The sequence below is a fragment of the Halorubrum rutilum genome (assembly GCF_042665015.1).
GTDB lineage: Archaea > Halobacteriota > Halobacteria > Halobacteriales > Haloferacaceae > Halorubrum > Halorubrum rutilum.
This window is the reverse complement of record NZ_JBHTBL010000008.1, coordinates 39,823-55,380: the sequence shown is the minus strand read 5'-3', so window position 1 is coordinate 55,380 and position 15,558 is coordinate 39,823. Positions and strand designations below refer to the sequence as shown.

General features: G+C 73.6%; 16 protein-coding genes. 9 read left to right on the top strand and 7 right to left on the bottom strand.

What is annotated here, in order from left to right; genetic code table 11:
* Positions 1-3: 3 nt before the first annotated feature.
* The 4 genes from ACFQMF_RS09490 to ACFQMF_RS09475 form a co-directional block, all read right to left on the bottom strand.
* A complete protein-coding gene (locus ACFQMF_RS09490) occupies positions 4-732 on the bottom strand; it encodes a 3-oxoacyl-ACP reductase family protein (protein WP_256408853.1) in 729 nt (242 codons plus the stop codon).
* A gap of 75 nt (positions 733-807) precedes the next feature.
* The gene (locus tag ACFQMF_RS09485; protein WP_256408852.1) at positions 808-1,614 is read right to left on the bottom strand and encodes a class I SAM-dependent methyltransferase; all 807 of its coding nucleotides are present in this window, start codon (positions 1,612-1,614) and stop codon (positions 808-810) included.
* Between the two features lie 62 nt (positions 1,615-1,676).
* Positions 1,677-2,138: a hypothetical protein gene (locus tag ACFQMF_RS09480; RefSeq protein WP_256408851.1), complete on the bottom strand. Its 462-nt coding sequence runs from the start codon at positions 2,136-2,138 to the stop codon at positions 1,677-1,679.
* 89 nt (positions 2,139-2,227) lie between these two features.
* Complete coding sequence (locus tag ACFQMF_RS09475; RefSeq protein WP_256408850.1) at positions 2,228-3,103, bottom strand: deoxyribonuclease IV; 876 nt, start codon at positions 3,101-3,103, stop codon at positions 2,228-2,230.
* A 92-nt stretch (positions 3,104-3,195) separates the two neighbouring features.
* On the opposite strand from ACFQMF_RS09475, the gene ACFQMF_RS09470 reads away from it, so the two are divergent.
* A complete protein-coding gene (locus tag ACFQMF_RS09470; protein ID WP_256408849.1) occupies positions 3,196-3,735 on the top strand; it encodes a redoxin domain-containing protein in 540 nt (179 codons plus the stop codon).
* 38 nt (positions 3,736-3,773) lie between these two features.
* Here ACFQMF_RS09470 and ACFQMF_RS09465 read toward each other — a convergent pair whose 3' ends face one another.
* Entirely contained in the window at positions 3,774-4,658 is an 885-nt protein-coding gene (locus tag ACFQMF_RS09465; RefSeq protein WP_256408848.1) for a lipoate--protein ligase family protein, read from the bottom strand.
* A gap of 145 nt (positions 4,659-4,803) precedes the next feature.
* Here ACFQMF_RS09465 and ACFQMF_RS09460 point away from each other — a divergent pair, with 145 nt between their 5' ends.
* The 5 genes from ACFQMF_RS09460 (at position 4,804) to ACFQMF_RS09440 (ending at position 8,226) form a co-directional block, all read left to right on the top strand.
* Positions 4,804-5,718 (top strand): serine/threonine-protein kinase RIO2, encoded by a 915-nt coding sequence (locus ACFQMF_RS09460; RefSeq protein WP_256408847.1) that lies wholly within the window; start codon positions 4,804-4,806, stop codon positions 5,716-5,718.
* A gap of 206 nt (positions 5,719-5,924) precedes the next feature.
* On the top strand, positions 5,925-6,068 hold the full coding sequence (locus ACFQMF_RS09455) for a hypothetical protein (protein WP_256408846.1): 144 nt from the start codon (positions 5,925-5,927) through the stop codon (positions 6,066-6,068).
* Positions 6,069-6,245: a hypothetical protein gene (locus ACFQMF_RS09450; RefSeq protein ID WP_256408845.1), complete on the top strand. Its 177-nt coding sequence runs from the start codon at positions 6,069-6,071 to the stop codon at positions 6,243-6,245. It begins immediately after the preceding gene.
* Between the two features lie 148 nt (positions 6,246-6,393).
* Positions 6,394-7,173, top strand: a complete 780-nt coding sequence (locus tag ACFQMF_RS09445; protein ID WP_256408843.1) for an FAD-binding protein — start codon at positions 6,394-6,396, stop codon at positions 7,171-7,173.
* A gap of 24 nt (positions 7,174-7,197) precedes the next feature.
* Entirely contained in the window at positions 7,198-8,226 is a 1,029-nt protein-coding gene (locus ACFQMF_RS09440; RefSeq protein WP_256408912.1) for a DUF7551 domain-containing protein, read from the top strand.
* Between the two features lie 9 nt (positions 8,227-8,235).
* On the opposite strand, the gene ACFQMF_RS09435 is transcribed toward ACFQMF_RS09440, so the two are convergent.
* Positions 8,236-10,566, bottom strand: coding sequence for an alpha-amylase family glycosyl hydrolase (locus ACFQMF_RS09435; RefSeq protein WP_256408842.1), 2,331 nt, complete (start codon positions 10,564-10,566; stop codon positions 8,236-8,238).
* 103 nt (positions 10,567-10,669) lie between these two features.
* Here ACFQMF_RS09435 and ACFQMF_RS09430 point away from each other — a divergent pair, with 103 nt between their 5' ends.
* From ACFQMF_RS09430 to ACFQMF_RS09420, 3 genes are all read left to right on the top strand, one after another.
* Positions 10,670-12,868, top strand: a complete 2,199-nt coding sequence (locus ACFQMF_RS09430; protein ID WP_256408841.1) for a DUF7997 domain-containing protein — start codon at positions 10,670-10,672, stop codon at positions 12,866-12,868.
* A gap of 600 nt (positions 12,869-13,468) precedes the next feature.
* A complete protein-coding gene (locus tag ACFQMF_RS09425) occupies positions 13,469-13,939 on the top strand; it encodes a Rieske (2Fe-2S) protein (RefSeq protein ID WP_256408840.1) in 471 nt (156 codons plus the stop codon).
* Positions 13,940-14,069: 130 nt separating this feature from the next.
* Entirely contained in the window at positions 14,070-15,083 is a 1,014-nt protein-coding gene (locus ACFQMF_RS09420) for a hypothetical protein (RefSeq protein WP_256408839.1), read from the top strand.
* A 24-nt stretch (positions 15,084-15,107) separates the two neighbouring features.
* Here the strand turns inward: ACFQMF_RS09420 and ACFQMF_RS09415 are convergent, their stop codons facing one another.
* Positions 15,108-15,554, bottom strand: coding sequence for a DUF5788 family protein (locus tag ACFQMF_RS09415; RefSeq protein ID WP_256408838.1), 447 nt, complete (start codon positions 15,552-15,554; stop codon positions 15,108-15,110).
* Positions 15,555-15,558 lie beyond the last annotated feature (4 nt).

Here is a 15,558-nt window from a genome sequence, read left to right as displayed (position 1 = left end):
CCGCTAGCGCATCAGCTCCCCGCCGTTCACGTTCAGCGTCTCGCCCGTGACGAACGTCGCGTCACGGAGGTAGGCGGCCGCGTCGGCGATGTCCTCGGGCTGGCCGTACCGGTCGATCGGGATCTCGGCCAGCTCCTCGCGCCTCTCCTCCGGCGTCCGGTCGTCCGTCATGTCCGTCTCGACGTGTCCGGGCGCGATCGCGTTCACCCGTATCTCCGGCGCGAAGTCCCCGGCGTGGCTCCGGGTGAGCGAGAGGAGCGCCCCCTTCGAGGCGGCGTAGTGGCACTCGATCGGCGCCCCGGTGTGCGCGAGGATCGAGGAGAGGTTCGTCACCGAGGGGTCGTCGTCGGAGTCCCGGAGGTGCGGGAGCGCCGCCTTCGTGACGTTGAACGCGGAGTTGACGTTGACGTCGGTGACCCGGTCGAAGTCCGCCGGGTCGAGGTCCTCGGTGTACACGTGCTGGTCGATCCCGGCGTTGTTGACGACGTGGTCCAGCCCGCCGAGCGCGTCGGCGGCGGTCTCCACGAGCCGCGCGGCCGCGTCGGGGTCCGAGACGTCGGCGCCGACGGCGACCGCCTCCCGACCCCGGTCGCGGACCGCCTCCGCGACCGCTTCCGCGGCCTCGTCGCTGGTGCGGTAGTTGACGGCGACGTCGTAGCCGTCGGCGGCGAACCGAAGCGCGATCGCCCGTCCGATACCCCTCGAAGAGCCCGTCACGAGTGCGGCCGGCATGTGTCGCGAATCGACCCCGTCCGACTTCGACCTTCCGGCCTCGGTAGCGGGCCGACGGTCGGACTCACCGGCCGCCTACGGCACCCGTCCCACCGTCACGTCGAAGGGGACGCGCTCGACGCGCTCGTACTCCCCGTCCCCGATCGCGTCGACCACCTCGCGGCCCATCTCGCGCCAGCGCCGCCGGAGGTCGTCGTAGGCGTCCGCGGAGGTCGCGGCGATCAGCTCCTCGCGGTGATCGGCGAGCCCGGCGCCGGAGGCCTTCCGCGCCGCGGACGACAGCGCGGGCTCCGCGTACGGCGGCGCGGTCCGCTTCTCGTGGACGTACCGGCGCGTCCGGACGTCGTCGAGCCCCGCCCCCGCGAACGCCTCCCGCACGCGGTCGCCGAGGGCGACGTCGGTGCCGACGCCTCTCAGGTACGCCTCGCGGGCCTCCCGCTCCAGCCGCTCCTCGGCGGCGACCGTCGAGCTGACCGTCACGTCGCCGTTGTCCGGCTCGATCGCGGCGACGAGCTCGGAGGAGACGCGCGCGAGCTCCCGGACCGCGGCGGCCGGGTCGGGGAGGTTGACGAGGAGGGCCTGACAGACGGCGAGGTCGACGGCGTCGTCCGGGAGCGGGAGCCGGGTCGCGTCGCTGGCGACGTACGGCAGCCCGGTCTCCTCGCGGGCGACCGCCAGGAGGTCGGGGTCGGCGTCGACGCCGATCACGGTCGCGTCCGGCCCCGCCTCCGCGGCGAGGACGCGGGTCAGCTCGCCGGTGCCGCAGCCGACGTCGAGGACGCGGCGGCGGCTCGACAGCTCCAGGTCCGCGAGGGCCTCCCGGTCGTCGACCCACATCCCCCGTCGGGTGTGTTCGAGGTACTCCGCGGAGAAGCGTCGCACGACCCCGCGTTCGGCGCGGGCCGAATTAAACGTGGGGAAGCCGGGCGGCCGAGGGCCAGTCCCTACTCCTCGTCGTCTCCGCCGCCGCTCCCGATCCCGACGAGGTCACCGAGGAGCGCGGCGGTGACGCCGGCGCAGTAGCCGACGAAGGCGCCGCTCACCCCGACCGCCGCGAACGCCGCCGCCACTCCCCCCAGCGGGGCGTCGCCGCCCACGCCCGGGACGCCGAAGACCGTCCCGGCGACGGCGAGCCCGGCGAAGACGACCGCCGGCACCGCGCCCACCGCGAGACACGCCGGCCCGCCGCAGCGCGCGTACCCGCCGACGGCCGCGATCGGCGCCGGGGCGTAGAACACCAAGAGGGGTACGAGCCGGTCGGTCAGCGCCGCCGCGGTCGGGACGTCGGCCCGGTCGGCGACGACCGCGACCGCCAGCGAGAGCGCCACGAGGCCGGCGAACCCGCCGACCATTGTGACGGCCAACCGCCGTCGGCGCCCGAGGAGGAGCGCCTCGGTGGTGGTCATATCCGTGGATCGCGGCCCCGGGTACATAAAGGCGCGTCGGACGGCTCACCGGTCCGTCCGGGATCGGCCGCGTTCGCCCCCGCGACGGCTCACTCCGCGCGCAGGTCGCGGACGCGCTGGATGTTCCACGCGAAGCTCTTGCCGTCCTCCGTCGGCGTCTCCAGCGCCAGCGGGACGTCGAGGAGGTCCGGGTGGTTGACGATCCGCTCCATCCCGGCCTCGCCGATGTGGCCCTCGCCGATGTGGGCGTGCTCGTCCTTGTTGGTGCCGCAGGCGTGCTTCGAGTCGTTGAGGTGGATGTACTTCAGGTGGTCCAGTCCGACCACGTCGTCGAACTCGGTGACCGTCTCGTCGACCGCCTCGGGCGTCGAGAGGTCGTAACCCGCCGCGAACGCGTGGGCGGTGTCGACGCAGACGTCGACGTCCGTCTCGGTGCGGTCGATGATCCCGGCGAGGTGTTCGAACTCGTCGCCGAGCTTCGTCCCGGCGCCCGCGTCGCTCTCGATCAGGATCGTCACGCCGTCCGGCACGTCGATCTCGTCGATGACGCTCGCGGCGTTGTCGAGCCCGCCCTCGACGCCCGCGCCCGTGTGCGCGCCGAGGTGGACGTTGACGTACGGGATCCCGAGCGTCGCGGCCGCGTCGACCTCCTTCTGCATCGAGTCGAGCGACTTCTCGCGCAGGCCCTCCTTCGGCGTGCAGAGGTTGACGAGGTACGACGTGTGGATCACCCACGGTCCCTCCAGGTCGCGCTCGGTCCCCTCGCGGAACTGTTCCGCCTCCTCGTCGCCGATGTCCGGGTCCTGCCACACCTGCGGGGAGTGCGTGAATATCTGTCCGCAGTTGCCGCCGAACTGCTTCTGCCTGAACACCGCGTTCGCGATGTTCCCGTACGGCGGGGTTTCGGGATCGTTGGACGCTTTCGAACCGGAGATCGAGACGTGCGCGCCGACCTTGAGACTCATACCGCTACGAGGGGGGCGACTGAAAAAGCCCCTTCGGAACGTCGGGCGGGGCGGACCGCGCGACTTTTCACCGCCGACGGTGTGCGTCCGCCATGACCGACGACTTCGGTCTCGCCGTGGGGGCGCGCGCCCCGAACGTCGCCGGGGAGCTCGTCGCTCCCGGCGGCGGGGTCGAGACCGTCGCGCTCGACGACCTGCTGGCCGACGGCCCCGTGCTGTTGTGCTTCTACACCGCCGACTTCAGCCCCGACTGCATCGAGCAGTGGTGCGCGTTCCGCGACTTCGACTGGTTCGCCTCCGGCGACGCCGTGCAGGTCGTCGGCGCGAGCAAGTCCGGCACGCGGCTCCACCGCCGGTTCATCGACCGGCTCGACCTCACGTTCCCGATCTTCTCCGACGCCGACCTGGCGATCGCCGACGCCTTCGACGTGGTGTACCGCGTGCTCGGGCTCGCGAAGCGGTCGCGCCGGTCCTGCTTCCTCCTCGACGCCGACCGGACCGTCCGGTACCGGTGGCTCAGCCAGCACTGGCTCGACCCGACCCGCGACGTCCCGCCGGTCGGCGAGATCCACGAGGCGATCCGCGACCGCGTCGACACCGAGGAGCCGGACTCGTTCGGGTTCGGCTCCTGAATCGCCGGGGAACGAGTCGACTCCAGCCGTCGACCCGGCTACGACCCGTCGCCGGGTCGCGTCCGGACCCACCCGTCGTCGCGGTACTTCGCCTCGACGAGCTCCTCGGCCCGCGCGAGCTCCGCGCTCGACCACGAGCCATCGCGGTCGAGTTCGACCCCGTCGCGCTCGGCGTCGGCCCCGCCGACCACCCACGCGGCGAGCGCCGCCTCGACGGCCGCCACGGCCTCCTCCCGGTCGACGTCGACGAGCTCCGCCATCCCGACGACGCGCTCGCGGAACTCGGCCGGCGCGACCGCCGGGTCGTCGAAGACGCCGAGGTGGCGCTCCGCGTCGACCGAGAACGTCAGCGACCCGTGCTGGATCACGGCGTCGCGCTTGCGGTACTGCGCGTTGCCCGCGATCTTTCGGGGTCCCGCCGCGCCGCCGCCGGCGTCGCTTCCCGCCGGATCGGTCGCCACCACGTCGTGCGCCGGGTGGAGCCCCCGGAGGTAACAGGCGGGGTGGTACAGCTCCGGCACCGACTCGTCGACGTAGTCGGCGTCGATCCCGAGGCGGTCGAACGCGTCGAGCACCGGCTCGCAGAGCAGGTGATAGCAGTCGAGCAGCTCGCCGGGCACGTCGGCCGCGGGCACCGCGATGGAGTAGGCGACGTCCCCGCGCGCGTCGTGGTAGATCCCGCCGCCGCCGGTCTGGCGGCGGGTCACGTCGATCCCCTCGCGCTCGCAGAACGCCCGGTCGACCGTCTCCGGGTCCTGCCGGTAGCCGAGCGTGAGACAGCTCGGCTCCCACCGGTACGTCCGAATCGTCGCCGGGCCGCCGGCCGCCGCTGTCTCGGCGGCCACCTCGTCGAGCGCCATCTGCATCGGCCCCGGACGGGCCTCCTCCCGGATCAGCCGCCAGTTCCCCGTCGGCGCGGTCATGCTCTCCCCTCCGCCCGCCGCCCCGAAAGCGGTTGCGCTCGGGCGGGAGAACGGGTCGTGCTCGAATTTGCTATCGTGCGTGACGGTTTATCGCTCCGTTCGCGGAACGCGCGTCCCTTTTAGGAATCGCCGGAGTAGGGGGCGTATGGTTCGAAACGTCGCCGGCGACATGGCGGAGCTCGACCCCGAGGACTTCTATCTCCTCTCGGGCGTCGAGCAGGGGATGCGGTTCTCGGAGTGGGTCCGCCGGGACAAGCTCCCCGACTACGCCGACCTGACGCGCGAGGAGGTCGACTACCGGATCGACCGGTGTCTCGACCGCGAGCTGATCCAGCGGAAGACGATCCAGTACGAGGGGTACCAGCTCACGTTCGAGGGGTACGACGCCCTGGCGCTCCGGACGTTCGCCGAGCGCGAGACCATCGACGGCGTGGGCTCGCCCCTGGGGTTCGGCAAGGAGGGAGACGTGTACGAGGCGCAGTCGTTTAAGCCGCTCGCCCTGAAGTACCACCGCGAGGGGTACACCAACTTCCGCGAGGTGAACCGCGAGCGCGAGTACACCGCGGACCGCGACCACGTCTCTTGGATGTACACCGCGCGCAAGGCGGCCGAGCGCGAGTACGAGGCGATGGAGGCGATCTACCCCGACGTGAGCGTGCCGCGACCGGTCGATCACAACCGTCACGCCATCGTGATGGACAAGTTCGACGGGGCGGAACTCGCGCGCGCGACGCTCGAACCAGAGCAGGCCTCCGCGGTCCTCGACCTGGTCCTCCGCGAGCTGGTCACCGCGCACGACCTCGGCTGGGTCCACGCCGACATGTCCGAGCACAACGTCGCGGTCGCCGAGAGCGGCGTCACGATCTTCGACTGGCCGCAGGCGGTCCCGGTCGACCACGAGAACGCCCGCGAGTTCCTCGAACGCGACGTCGCGAACCTCCTGCGCTACTTCAGCCGGAAGTACCCCCACGAGGTCCCCCGAGACGTCGATCGCGAGGGGATCGCCGCCGCCATCGCCGACGGCTCGTTCGAGACGGTTCGGGCGTTCACGGCCGAGTAAATCGCATAGCGCGATACGAAATCTGAGATCGTCCGATATCCGGTCGTACCCTACCCCGTCGCCGCCGGTCGCCTCACGTCTCAGTCGTTCGATCCGTCCCGTTCTCGGTATGAACCCGGTGCGGACCCGGATCCACGCGTGACGCGATCGGTCGGCCGAACCTCCGATCCGAAACCGATTTATTCTTTTAGGCTGGCCTAAATCGTATGCGACGAGACGCGGACGAATCAGTCACGGCGCGTTCGAGGCCTAGACCGCGGCACGAGACCGGTCCGTACCCGGTACTCTCGGGGGAGGCGCGGCCGATCGACGGCGAGCGCGTCGCGGACGCCGTCGGGAGGGACTCGTAGATGCGCGCCCGGGAGTGGGCCGTCGCGGCGACCTACCGCGACCCGACCGACTACGGCGTCCCGGCGCTGCCGACGTGGCGGGTCGAACGCGGCGCGTGCGGCGGTCTCGCGTTCGCGGCGACAGACTGCGACGAGCCGTTCATCGCCGCCGCCGACCCGGTTCGGGTGCGGCGATGAGCCGGGCGTCCCCGGTCGCTCGACCGCGCACCGCGACCGACCCCCGGGACCGAAGCGCCTACGTCGCCTCGCCCGCGCCGAGGGGTATGGATCCGACTCACGAGCGGACGGCGGACCGTCCCCGACGGAACCGACGGGTGGTCGACCGATGAGCGGCGACCCGACCGCCGACCGCGACGCGGTCGTCGTCGGCGGCGGCGTCGCCGGGCTCTCGGCGGCCGTCTTCACGGCGCGTCAGGGGCTCGACACGCTCGTAGTCGACGCCGGCGAGTCGATCCTCCGGCGGAACGCTCACCTGGAGAACTTCCCCGGATTCCCGCTCGGCGTCGACGCCCGGCGACTGCTCGACCTCCTCGCCGAGCAGGCCGAGACCGCCGGCGCGGACCGGCTCGACGCGCGGGTGACGCGGGTCGCCGTCGTCGATTCCGGCGACGGCGACGCCGGCGGCGACGATCCGGACGACGCCAGATTCGCGGTCACCACCGACGGCGGCGACCGGGTCCGGACGCGGCACGTCGTCGCGGCGACGAAGAACGAGGTCGGCTACCTCGACGGGATCGAGGGGGTCGGCGTCCTCGACCGCGGGAAGGCGCACGTCGACGTCGACGAGCGCGGCCGGACCGGCGTCGACGGCCTGTACGCGGCGGGGCGGCTCGCGGAGAAGCCACACCAGGCCGCGGTGTGCGCCGGTCACGGGGCCGAGGTCGCGGTCGCGCTGCTGGAGGACGACGACGCGCCGTTCTACCACGACTGGGTGGCGCCCGAGGGGTACTTCACCGACCGCGGCCGCGAGGTGCCGCCGGGCTGCGAGGAGATCAACGCCGACGAGCGCCGCGAGCGCGAGGCCGCGTCGCTGGACGCGACCCGCGAGCGGTTCGCGGAACCGCATCCCGACCCGCAGGAGACGCACCCGAGCCTGGAGGAGTGACCGCATGTGGAGCGTGACCGCGACGTGATCGGGACGACGCTGGTCGAGATCAGCGACCACATCGAGGCGCTCGCGGACGCCGACGGCGACTACTCGCTCGTCTGCGCCCGCTACGGCGACCGGCCGGTCCCCGCGGCCGGGCTCCGCTTCGAGAGCCGCGCCGCCGCGCGCGCCGCGGCCCGCGCCACCGAGCAGTACCGCGACGCGCTCCGTCGGTACGACCCGCAGGTCCCGTACTACGACGTGATCGTCCGCCAGGAGTACGCGACCGACGACGCGCTCGGTCCCGGCTCCGCCGACGCGAGCCTCGACGTCGACGCCGCCTCCCGTCGACCCGACGCCGCGGCCCGTCGCCCCGGCGACGACGCCGACCGCCACCGGTTCTCGGCGGCCGAGGCGGCGGCGTGGTCGCTCTCCGATCCGGTCGTGAACGGGAGCGGCGACCCGGTCTCGGACGGGACCTCAGACCCGGGCCGGGGGCGCCCCCCGGGCCGCGAGCTCGTCGGGTTCTGTCACGACGCGGCGGCCGCGGTGTTCGAGGCGCTCTCGGCGAGCGACCGCGACGCGGTCGAGTCGGCGGTCATGGACGCCTACTTCGCGCTCGCGGAGGAGCGATCTGACCCGGACGACCTCTGTCTCCGCCTCCTCGAAGCGATGGCGTCCGAGCTGCGCCGCGGCCTCAACCCGGCGGCGCAGGCCGCGGTGCTGGCCGACGCCGCGTCGCGGCTCCCCGCCGTGCCCGACGCCGACCCGGTCGCGGGGGCGTTCGAACGGCTCGCGGGAGCGGGCGTCGTCGGGAGCTACGCGACCGACGCGGACGGTCCGGGACGGCCGGCGAACCCCGTCGCGGTCCGGGTGTCGGGGTACGCGCTGACCCCGCGCGACGGCCGGTTCCCGACGCTCCCGATCGCGCTCGAACTGTGCCGGCACGGCGACCGGTCGCCCCCGCGGGCGGTGCGCGTCGCCGACGCGGCGGACGGCTGGCGGCTCGGCGTCGACACCGCCTCTAGCGGGGAGTTCGCCGGCCTGACGAGCGCCCCGATCCGCGAGTGAGCCGATCCCTCATTCGAGGACGGCGACGGCGTCGACCTCGATCCGGTTCCCGTCTCCGACGACCGCCCCGCCGAACAGGTCGGTCCCGAACCCCTCCGGCACCGCGACGGTCGCGGGCTCGCTCGCGAAGTTGACGACGACGAGGAGGGCGTCGCCGTCGGCGGGCGCGTCGTCGCCCCGCTCACCCTCGCCGCCCGGCTCGTCCTCGCTCGACCCTTCGCCGTCGGTCGCGGCCGCCCGGACCCACGCGGTCACCCGCTCGGGGTCGCCGTCGACGACGCGCACGTCGGCGGCGTCGAACGCGACGGCGCCCTCGCGGAGGAGCGGTTCGCGCTCCCGGAGCGCGGCGAGGTCGCGGTGGAAGTCGGTGAGGTCGTTGTCGCCGTCGTGCCAGCGCACGGGTCCGCGGTACGTCTCGTTGCCGCGCTCCTGGCCGGCGTAGACCATCGGCGCGCCGGGGAGCGCGAAGACGGTCGCGGCGGCGGCCTTCAGCGCGTCGCGGCCGTGCTCGGCGAGGTACCGCTCCTCGTCGTGGTTCTCGACGTAGCGCATCTGGCGGCGCGGGTCGTCGAAGCCGAGCCACGCGGCGCGGTCGAACGCGTCGGCGATCGCGTCCGCGGACGCCCTCCCGGCGCCGACGTCGCCGAGGACCTCGTACAGGGAGCTGTCGTAGTGGAGGTCGAACTCCCCCTCTCCGTAGAAGGGGTCGTGCGGGAGCGTCTCGTCGAGCAGGAGGACGTCGTCGGGGACGCGGTCGGCGACCTCCTTCCAGAAGCCGTGCGGGACGCCCCACGCGACGTCGGCGCGGAAGCCGTCGACGACGCCGGCCCACTCGTCGACCACGTCGAGCAGCCACGCGCGGACGGTCGGGCTGTCGAAGTTGAGGTTCGGGATCCGCCCCCAGTCGAAGTAGTACTCCGGCGCGTCGCCGTCGTCGAGCGCCGCCCACTCGATGCCGGTCACGTCGCGGGCGCCGTCGGTCCGCCGGTAGTGGTCGGCGTACTCCTCGACGCCCGCGGCGTGCAGCTGGAAGGCGGGGTGGTCGCGGGAGGTGTGGTTGATGACCAGGTCGAAGATCACCCGGATCCCCGCCTCGTGGCAGCGCTCGACGAGCGACTCGAACGCCTCGCGCGAGCCGAGGTCGCTCGCCGTCTCGTAGTAGTCGGTGACGTGGTAGCCGTGCTCCGTCGGCGAGGCGAGCACGGGCGTCAGCCAGAGCGCGTCCACGCGCAGGCTCTCCAGGTACGGCACCCGGCGCTCGATCTCGCGGAACGTGGTCGGCAGGGTGTCGCCCGCGAAGGACCTGACGAAGACCTCGTAGACCGTCGGCGCGTCGGCCCACGCGGGCGGGGCGTGCGGGTCCCCGACCGCGACCGCCGGGCGGCCCTCTGCGTCGCCGTCGCGCTCGATCCGCACCGTCTCGGCCGCTCCGTACCGTCCCGCGTGCGGGACCGCGTGGACCCGGAGCCCGTCGCCGTCGAGGGCGGCGGCGGGGAGCTCGCCGATCGGGATCGCGAGCGCGGTCTCGTCCGCCAGCGACTCGATCCGCGCGACCGCCTCCGGGGGCGCGTCGCGGTCGTCGACGAGGAACTCGACGTCGACGGGGGACCCGTCCGGCTCGTCGCGGTCGCCCAGCGCCGGCGGCGCGTCGACCGCGGCCGTCAGGACGACCGCCGGCTCGCCGCGCTCGTCGCCCGTCCCGCCCTCGCTGGCTTCGTCGCTCTCGCCGCCCGCCCCGCCCTCGCCGCCTTCCCCCTCCTCGACGCGCGCGTCGAGCGAGAGGCGGGGGCGTCCGGGTCCGGGGACCTCGACGACGCCGCCGCGCTCGGTGCTCCGGTCGTCGTCGACGACGAAGCCGAACCCGTGGCGGCCGGGCGGGGCGCGGGTCTCGACGACCCAGTCGTCGCCGTCGCGCTCGGGGCGGTCGCGGCCGAGGAGCCGATCGTTGTGCGCCCACAGCAGCGAGACGCGGTCGGCGTCGTCGACGGGGAGCTCCGCGGCGGGAACGCGGAGTTCGACCCCCCGGCGCTCGTCCGGGAAGGCGCGCACGCGCTGGCGGTGCGTCCCGTCGGGCGCGTCGAGCGTCAGGGTGTAGGTCCCCGGCGCGTCCGGCCGGAGGCGGACGACCGGCGCGTCCGACCGCCCCGTCGCGCCGCGGCGGAGGACCGCGTCTCCCCGTCCGTCCGCCTCGTCCCCGGGCCCGTCGCCGCGACCGACGGCGCTCCCGGGCGGCGCGTCGCGGACCGTCCACTCGTAGGTCCCGCTCGGGTCCGGGGACCGCGGCGCCAGTTCGACCGACTCGCCGACGCTCGTCGTCCGCGGGGGGCCCGGCTCGTGCATGGGGGTACCCGGGCGTCCCCCGGCTTGAGGGTTTCCGTCCGCCGAACGCGCGAGCGGTCGCGACACCGAAAACTCATACGCTGCGGGGGCGTCCGGCCGCGTAATGCAACTCCGCGACGCGCTGGACGACTACAAGCGCAACGCCGGACACCCCACCCGGTTCCCCGGCGAGCGGCGGACCGTGACCGGGCGGTTCTCCGGCGGCGACGGGCGGCTGGTCCACGTCGGCGAGGGCGGCGAGCTCCGCGACTTCGGCTACCCGCTGACCGGGCGGACCGGGCTGGTCCGCTCGCGGATCGGCCTCGCGGTGGGCGGCGACGTCGCCTGGCTCGACGAGGTCCCCACCGAGCAGCGGTACGTCGGCGACGCGACCCTGATCGAGACGGTCCACGAGGCGGACGCCGCGACCGTGACCCGTCACGACGCGACGGTCGGGAGCGCGCACGTCACGCGAGCGACGGTCGATGTCGGCGAAGACGGCCACGCGAACGTCGACCCCGAGGCCCTCTCGCTCGTCGTCTACGCCCGGTTCGCGCCGGACGGCCGCGACGACCGGATCGGCCAGCTCCGGTACGACGACGCGGTCGAGGCGTACCACGCCGACGAGCACGACTTCCTCGCGAGCGCCACCGGCTTCTCCGACCTCCGGGGACAGCTCCCGACGCCGTTCCACGAGCTCCTCGACGAGTCGCCGACCGACCTCCCCCGCGGCCGCGACGGCGACCGCCGCGACGAGGAGCGGCTCTCCGGCGAGGTGATCGCCGACGTCCCGTTCGAGGACGGCGCCGCGACGGTCGCGTCGCTCCTGACCGACCGGGCCGAGACGACGCGTGCGGCGGCCCGCGCCCGGCTCGACGAACTGTTCGCCGAGCTCGACTCGGTCGACGCGCTCGCCGCGGCCGCGGACGGGACGACGCCCTCGGTCCCCGCCTCCGCGCCGGCCCGCGAGTCGCTCGTGGCCGACCTCCGCGTGCTCTCGCTGCTCTCGGCCGAGTCCGGGCTCCGGATCGCCGGTCCCGACTTCGACCCCCACTACGCGACCTCCGGCGGCTACGGCTACACGTGGTTCCGCGACGACGCCGAGATCTCGGCGTTCCTGCTCGGCGCCGACGACCGGCTCGGGCTCGGGCTCGGCGACTGGCACGCGCGCTCGGCCGAGATGTACGTCGCTACCCAACGCCCCGACGGCTCGTGGCCGCACCGCGTGTGGCCGCGGGACGGCGCGCTCGCGCCCGGCTGGGCGAACGCCCGGATCGAGGACGGCCCCGACGTGGACTACCAGGCCGACCAGACGGGGAGCGTCATCGCCTACCTCGCGCGGGCGCGGGCCGCCGGCGCGGACGTCGACGACCTCGACGCGACCCTCGTCGCCGCGCTCGCCGGCCTCAACGAGACGCTGGAGCCCGACGGTCGCCCCGTCGTCTGTCAGAACGCGTGGGAGGACGGCGTCGGCCGGTTCGCTCACACCGCGGCGACGTTCCTGGAGGCGTACAGCGAGCTCGCGCTCCACGGGGCCGGGCTCGACGCCGACGACCTCGACGTGAGCGACATCGACGCAGGCGACCTCGACGCGGGTGACGGCCCCGACGCGACCGCTCCCGGCGCCGCCCTCGACACGGACGCCCTCCCCGACGACCTCGTCGGTCACGCCCGGGAGCAGGCGACGCGCGTGTACGAGGCGCTCGACGACCTCTGGGTCCCCGAGCGCGGCTGTTACGCGCTCCGCGAGACGCCCGAGGGGGCGGTCGACGACCGGCTCGACTCCGCGACGCTGGCGCTGGCGAGCGCGCACCGGTCGTTCGACGCGCTCGGGGCGACGGACGAGGCGAACGGCGAAGGCGACGCCGCGGCGGGCGCCGTCGACGAGGAGCGCCTCGACCGGCTCGTCTCGCACGTGCAGACGGTCGTCGACGGGCTCGCCCGCGAGACCGACGAGATATCGGGACTGATCCGCTACGAGGGCGACGCGTGGCGGCAGGCCGGGCAGCTCTCGGAGAAGGTGTGGACCGTCTCGACCGCGTGGGGCGCGAACGCCTGCGCCGAGCTCGCGGTCCTCCTCCGCAGCCGCGGCGACCCGCGGGCCGACCGCTTCGCGGCGCGCGCCCGCGAGCTCCTCGCGCACGTCTCGCCCGGCGGAACGCTGTGCGAGCCGACGAGCTACCTCCCGGAGCAGTTCTTCGACGACGGGACGCCGGACAGCGCGACCCCCCTCGGCTGGCCGCACGCGATCCGGCTGGCGACGGTCGCGCTGCTGGACGACGAGGGGCTCCTCTCGCCCGAGCGGGCCGCGGCCGAGGAGTGACGCGACGCGCTGCGCTTTCTCGCTATTTATACCCGACGAGCGGGTATGACCGGATTTATAAGTAGAACTGCGGTGGCGCGTGCCGGTGAGCGCCGCAACGCGGCGCGAGCCGCACGCGCGAGGGACGCGGCGACCGAAGGGAGCCGCGAGGCTGGGGAGGCGTGAGGTTGCGGTGCGGTCACGGGCGGGCGGGACTCAAAGGGGCAGCCGCGAGGACGGCGTAGGCGACGAAAGCACCGCAAGGAGCGAGCAACGCGAGCGACTGCGGAGCGCAGCGAGCGTACGCCGTCCTCGCGGCTGGGGCTTTGGAGGTAGTCACCGCCGATCCGGGCTCAACAACGTATGGCCGAGCGGCTGGGGCTTTGGAGGTAGTCACCGCCGATCCGGGCTCAACAACGTACGGCCGAGCGGCTGGGGCTTTGGAGGTAGTCACCGCCGATCCGTGGTCGATCATTTATAGATAAGCTATTGGAGAATACCAATCGATTCACCGTCGATCAGCGCCTGATCGCATACGAGGGATTTTGACCCCACCGCTCCCTCGATCCGACCTTCCGCCGCTATCACAGCGTTCAAACCCGGCGCAGGCCACGAACGCGTATGGACGCGGACCGCCGGATCGCCGCCGTCGACGAGGTTCCCGAGGACAGCACCCTGCTCGTGACGCTGCGGCCGGTCGATCCCGAGAGCGTCGACGACGGCGAGGGCGACGTGGGCGAGGCCGCGGACGGGACGCCCGAGGCCGAGGCGATCCTCACTCGGGCGGCCGGCGAGGTGCGCGCCTTCCGGAACTACTGCCAGCACTGGACCGACGTGCGCCTCGACAAGGACGACGGGGCGTTCGTCCGGGACGGCGAGGTGTTCTGTCAGAAGCACGGCGCCACCTTCGAGGCCGACGGCGGCTACTGCAACTTCGGTCCCTGCGAGGGCGCCGTCCTGGAGGGCGTCGAGGTGGCCGTCGACGGCGACGGCGTCTACCTCGCCGACGACGCCTACGAGTTCGTCCGGCTCGGCCACGCGACCCGCGACGGCGACAGCGGCGACTCGCGGATCGACTTCACCGGGAACTGAACGGCGACGCGCCGCTCTGTTCTCGCGGCGCTCGGTTCACTGCGGCCCCGACGGCCGCGTCGCCTCCGGAGACCACAACGGCTGTTTGTGTCACGCCCGCCCATTTATGCGACCCCGACCAACGACGCGTATGAGCGATTCGAACCCCTCCCGGCGTCGGGTGCTTGCCGGGGGTCTCGCCGCGGCGGCGGCCGCGGTCGCCGGCTGTCTCGACGGTTCGGTGACGGCCGGCCCCGCGGACGGGACTCCCGCCGATCAGGTCCTCGTGCTCACCCTCGACGACGCGGGCGAGACGCTCCGAGACACCGGCGTCGTCGACCCCGCAGAGACCGACCCGCGGTGGGACGAGGCCGCGTTCGCGGCCGCCCGCAACGGGGAACGGTACACCGCCCAGTACCGGACGCCGCTCCCGCCCGCGGGCGACGACCCGACGTACGCCGTCCACGACGGCACGTACTACCGGCTCGACTCCGTCGTCGTCGACGAGGCGGCGGCGACCCGCCCCGTCCTCCGCCTGTTCGAGGTCGACGAGGACGGCGGGGACGGTAACGGAAGCGACGCGGGGGACGGCGACGCCGTCGAGAGCGAGGCGCTCCCGGCGGGCGACCGCCGCGCCGTCCGGATCGCGCACTTCGCGGCGCGGGCGCGGGGGAACCCGGGCGGCGTGCCGGTCGGGCTGGTGGAGCGCGGCGGCTACGTCTACCGCGACGCGGAGGCGATCGACGCGAGCGAGCTGCTCGCGGCGGACGGACCGGACCGCGTCTTGCACCGGGACACCGTCTACCGCGCCGAAGTCGCCCGCGAGCGGTTCCACGAGCCCGTGTACCGCGCCGTCGCCGAGCCGGTCGCGGAGTCGCCGGAGCGGATGGAGGCGATCCTCCGGGCGCGCACGGTCGGCGCGCGGATCGAGAGCGAGGACCTTTCGACCGACGCGCGGGCGGTGATCGAGGCCGCCAGACGCGGCGGGTACGAGGAGTCGCACCCGTACTCGGACGGGTACGCGGAAGTCCTCCGGACGCTCCGGGAGCGCCCGTACCTCGACGGCAACGTCCGCAAGGACGCGGGATGGACCGAGTCCGGGTCGGAGCGGATCCGCTACGAGGGCCGGTACTACGACTACCAGCTCCTGTTCGAGTCGCCCTGAGCCGCGTCCGTCAGCGCCGTCCCGTCAGAACCGCGTGCGGCCGCTCGCCCCGCCGGCGTCGTCGCGGCCCAGGGCCTTCTTCAGGAAGCTCATCCAGCGCTTCTGGTCGGCTGCCTCCTGCCGCTCCGCCTCGGTCTCCGGGTCGGGCGCGTTGAGGCCCTCCAAGGCGTCGAGCGCGCGGTCGATACCGATGATCGACGCCGCGAGCTCCTCGCCGCGCTCGTAGCTCACCTCGTTCTCCTCGATCGGTTCGAGCCGGTCCAACCGCTCCCGGCGGAGGTTCCGCTTCGCGCGCTCGACGCGGTCGCGCTCGCCGGGGGGGATCGAGTCGCGCCGCTTGATCTCGAAGACGAACGACTGCAGCTCGATCGGCTCCCCCTGCACCTCGATCTCCTCGGGGATGTCCGCGCCCACCGTCGCGGCCTCGCGGTTCACCCGTTCGAGGAGGCCCTTCCGCTCGTACTCCTTCACGCCC